The 4,276-nt window shown below is 62.5% G+C and carries 4 protein-coding genes and 2 tRNA genes; 3 read left to right on the top strand and 3 right to left on the bottom strand.

From position 1 onward, the window contains the following. Positions 1–346: 346 nt before the first annotated feature. Both BQ8794_RS15770 and BQ8794_RS15765 read left to right on the top strand, forming a co-directional pair. On the top strand, positions 347–1,234 hold the full coding sequence (locus BQ8794_RS15770; RefSeq protein WP_077379138.1) for a DMT family transporter: 888 nt from the start codon (positions 347–349) through the stop codon (positions 1,232–1,234). Positions 1,235–1,337: 103 nt separating this feature from the next. Next, the gene (locus tag BQ8794_RS15765; protein WP_244554994.1) at positions 1,338–1,742 is read left to right on the top strand and encodes a GFA family protein; all 405 of its coding nucleotides are present in this window, start codon (positions 1,338–1,340) and stop codon (positions 1,740–1,742) included. Positions 1,743–1,867: 125 nt separating this feature from the next. Here BQ8794_RS15765 and BQ8794_RS15760 read toward each other — a convergent pair. Both BQ8794_RS15760 and BQ8794_RS15755 read right to left on the bottom strand, forming a co-directional pair. Continuing rightward, positions 1,868–1,941, bottom strand: a tRNA-Gly gene (locus tag BQ8794_RS15760). Positions 1,942–2,012: 71 nt separating this feature from the next. Next, a tRNA-Tyr gene (locus tag BQ8794_RS15755) sits at positions 2,013–2,097 on the bottom strand. Positions 2,098–2,297: 200 nt separating this feature from the next. On the opposite strand from BQ8794_RS15755, the gene BQ8794_RS15750 reads away from it, so the two are divergent. Further along, entirely contained in the window at positions 2,298–3,146 is an 849-nt protein-coding gene (locus BQ8794_RS15750) for a TrmH family RNA methyltransferase (protein WP_077379134.1), read from the top strand. Between the two features lie 147 nt (positions 3,147–3,293). On the opposite strand, the gene BQ8794_RS15745 is transcribed toward BQ8794_RS15750, so the two are convergent. Then, the gene (locus BQ8794_RS15745; RefSeq protein WP_342188139.1) at positions 3,294–4,268 is read right to left on the bottom strand and encodes a 2-hydroxy-3-oxopropionate reductase; all 975 of its coding nucleotides are present in this window, start codon (positions 4,266–4,268) and stop codon (positions 3,294–3,296) included. Positions 4,269–4,276: the final 8 nt, after the last annotated feature.

The following is a 4,276-nucleotide window of genomic DNA, read 5'->3' as shown; positions in this document are numbered from 1 at the left end:
ACGCTCGAATTTACCTTTTGCCATAGTCTCTTTCCTTGGACGGCCGGGACCTTCAGTTCAGTCGAATGCGGGGCGATTAGCGACTGCGGCCGAAAAACACAAGTGTCTTGTGGCCGGGGTGTCTTGTGGCCGGGGGCTTTCTCACCCGGTCTGAACCCATGATCCGGTTTTCGGGGATGTGGCGCGGATATAGGAACGAACAAGAAGGAATGGAATGGCCGAAGATAGGTTCCGCGGGTACCGGCATTCAGCGACGGATATCGCCGCTTCCGCCTGTCCGCCTTGCCGGATTTACTGCCGAATCTGGCCCATTGCCGGTGTGACGCCGGTCTGATTTCCTGATCCGATGCATTTTATTCCGATCGCCATCCGCGGCCCGCTGTTCATGATCCTGTCGACCGGGTCCTATGTCGCCAACGACACCATGTTGAAGCTCGCCACGGTTGGGCTGCCGCCCTATGAAGTGCTGTTTTTGCGCGGGACGGCGGCAATGCTGTGGGGCATCCCGTTGCTGTTTGCGCTGGGCTACGCCAGGCAGATCCCGCTGATCCTCGACAGGAGAGTGTTGCAAAGAAACCTGCTCGAGCTGGCGGCAATCCTTTGCTACGTGGTGGCGCTCGCCAACATGCAGATCGCCGATTCGACCGCCCTGGGGCAGATCACGCCCCTGCTCATGCTGATTGGCTCCTCTGTCCTGTTCGGCGAGCGCATCGGCGGCTTGCGCATGGCGCTGATCGGGCTCGGCTTCATCGGCGCGGTGATGGTGGCGCAGCCGACGATGCAGGGAATCTCGGTCTACGCCTTGCTGGCGCTCGGCAACGCGGCGTTCGCCGCCGCGCGCGATCTCGCCGGGCGGCGGGTCGCCGCCGACGTGCCCGGAATGATCGTCGCAATTTCCGCGGTGGTGGTGGTGCTGGTCGGATCAGGCGTTGCGCATCTGATGTCGGAGCGTTGGGTGACGCCCGAGACGCATCATTTGCTGCTGATGGCCGGGGCCGGATTGTTCCTGATCTTCGGCCACTTCTTCATCTTCATGGCCTATCGCGCCGGGCCTACCGGCGTCGTGGCGCCCTTCTACTACTGCTTCACCGTCTGGGCGGTCATTTCCGGCCTGGTGGTGTTCCAGCAATTGCCGAACGCGCCGGCGATCGGCGGTATCCTGCTGGTGGTGGCCAGCGGGCTGACCATCGTGTCGCTCGACGAGCGGCGGCGCCGACTGACCGTCGTCGCATAATTTGGGCAGTGGTGACCAAACGGTTACACCACAAATTTCAACTTGGCCGCTGCCTGCAAAAATGGAGAAACCTGTGACAAGCCAGGAAAACGTCGGCAACCGCATGCTTGCCGGAAAATGCCTGTGCGGCGCCGTGCAATACGCGGTGGCCGACGAGTTCATCTACGCCGCCAACTGCCACTGCTCGAACTGCCGGCGCACCACCGGTTCGGCCTTCAAGCCGTTTGCCGGCATCGAACGTGAGAGACTGAGTCTGACCAAGGGCGAGGACAACCTCCTGATCTTTGGCGAGGAGACCGGCCACGACGTGCACTGCAAGACCTGCGGCTCATTGCTCTATTCGGTCGTCCGCGACGGCGCCTTCGTCCACGTCGCCATGGGAACCCTCGTCGACGAGCCGACCATCCGTCCGACGCAGCACATCTTTGTCGGCTCCAAGGCGAAGTGGTTCACGATCGCCGACGACCTGCCTCAATATGAAGAGCATGTCTCCGGAGGTGCCGACTGAAGACCTGGCGATGTGGATGACGGCACTGCCGATCAGGCACTACAGAACCGCCACAGACAGTGACACGCGGTGACACGGCGCATTTTCAAGGAAGTTATTTTCGATAATGACTTCAACAGCATGCTTGGAGCGGGTAGCGGGAATCGAACCCGCATATTCAGCTTGGAAGGCTGCTGCTCTACCACTGAGCTATACCCGCGCATTTCGCCCGAAAACCGCGATACGCTTTTCGGTCCGATACTTTGCGTTTCAGGGCTTCCGGGCCGGCAGTGGTGGAGAGGGTTGGATTTGAACCAACGTAGGCATAGCCAACGGATTTACAGTCCGTCCCCTTTAACCACTCGGGCACCTCTCCAGTCTGCCGCCGGAGCCATGCAACGAGGCATCGACGCGTCGCGACCGCGTGAGCAGCCCTTCGCGAAGCGCCTTATGGCGGCAGCGCCCAAAACTGTCAACCGCAACATCCCGGCAAAAAGCGCTGAATTTGTTGACGACCCGACGAGCAGGGTTTTGCGGCTGTATCCATAGGCAGACGACACGGCTATAGAACTGGCCATGAGCAACGATAACAAGCCCAAAACGCCAAAAGACACCCACTACGCCAAGCTGCGCCGCGCGCATCGCGACGAGAAGAGCGGCGGCGCGCCGGCGTTCAGGGCGCGCCAGCCGGTACCACCAGGAGAGACCGCCGCGGATGGGCTGGTGCGGCTTTACGGCCTGCACACGGTGCGGGCGGCACTCGACAATCCGCGCCGGCGGATCAAGAAGATGCTGGTGACGCGCAACGCCGCCGAGCGGCTGGCGATCGCCGACCTCGCCGCCCTGCCCTTTGAAACAGACATGGTCGAACCGAAAGACATCGACAAGGTCACCGGCTCCGATGCCGTGCATCAGGGCGTGCTGATCGAGGCCGAGCCGCTAAAACCGAAGCGCCTCGATGCGCTCGGTGATACAACGCTGGTGCTGGTCCTCGACCAGGTCACCGATCCGCACAATGTCGGCGCGATCCTGCGCTCGGCGGTCGCCTTCGGCGCCGGCGCGCTGATCACCACGGCGCGCCACAGCCCGCATGAATCCGGCGTGCTGGCAAAATCGGCCTCCGGCGCGCTGGAGCATATCGACCAGATCGAGGTGAAGAACCTTGCCGACGCGCTCGGCCAGTTGCACGAGGCCGGGTTCCAGACCATCGGCCTCGATTCCGACGGACCGGCGGAACTCGAAAAGAGTTTTTCGGGAGAAAAGATCGCGCTGGTGCTGGGCGCCGAGGGCAAGGGCTTGCGCCAGAAGACGCGCGAGACGGTGACGACGCTGGCTCGGCTCGACATGCCCGGTGCCATCCGCTCGCTCAACGTGTCGAACGCCGCGGCGGTGAGCCTTTATGCGGCGAGGAAGTTTTTGGGTTAGGGGAATAGGGGAGTAGGGGAATAAGGGAATAAGGCAGCAAGGAAGGCGGGGGGCGGCTCGCAGCAGGTGCTATCCCTACTGCCGTACTGCCCTACTGCCCTACTGCCCTACTGCCTTATTCCCTTATTCCCTTAATTCCCTATTCCCCTACTCCCCTAACCCATGTCCCGCCATTCGCTCCAGCGCCCTGACCAGCGCCGAATGATCCTCCTTGGCGCCGCCATTGGCCGCGCAGGAGTTGAACAATTGCTGCGTCGTCGAGGTGTTGGGCAGCGCCACGCCAAGCGCTTTTGCCCCTTCCAGCGCGAGATTAAGGTCCTTCTGGTGCAGTTCGATGCGAAAGCCCGGCGCGAAGCTGCGCTTGATCATGCGCTCGCCATGCACTTCGAGGATGTGCGAGGCCGCCAGCCCGCCCATCAGCGCTTGTCTCACCTTGGCCGGATCGGCGCCGGCTTTCGATGCAAAAACAAGCGCTTCCGCGACGGCTTCAATGGTCAGCGCGACGACGATCTGGTTGGCGACCTTGGTGGTCTGGCCGACGCCGTTGGGGCCGACCAGCGTGATGTTCTTGCCCATTTTTTCGAACACCGGCCTGGCGCGCTCGAAGGCCTTTTCCTCGCCGCCGACCATGATGGTCAGCGACGCGGCCTTGGCGCCGACCTCGCCGCCCGACACCGGCGCATCGAGATAGTCGCAGCCGAGGTCGTTGATCCTCCTGGCAAAGACCTTGGTCTCGATCGGCGAGATTGAACTCATGTCGATGACCAGCTTGCCCGCGGTCAAACCCGAGGCGACACCGTTGTCGCCGAACAGCACGTCGGCCACCTCAGGCGTGTCGGGAACCATGGTGATGATGATGTCGGCGGCACGTGCCACGGCGTGATGGCCGGAGACGGTCTTCAAACCCCTGGCGACGAGATCGGCCGGCGGTTTCGAGCGATGGTGGCTGGCGACGACGGTGTAGCCGGCGTCGAGCAGATGCCCCGCCATCGGCGCGCCCATGATGCCGAGGCCGATGAAACCGATGGTGTCCATTGTTGTCTCCGTTCTTTTTAAGGTCGTGTTCCGTCGCGCCCCCCTCTGGCCTGCCGGCCATCTCCCCCACGGGTGGGGAGATCGGATGTCACCCC

Origin of the sequence: Mesorhizobium prunaredense (genome assembly GCF_900156895.1) — a bacterium.
Lineage (GTDB): Bacteria > Pseudomonadota > Alphaproteobacteria > Rhizobiales > Rhizobiaceae > Mesorhizobium > Mesorhizobium prunaredense.
This window is presented reverse-complemented; position numbering and strand designations above follow the sequence as displayed.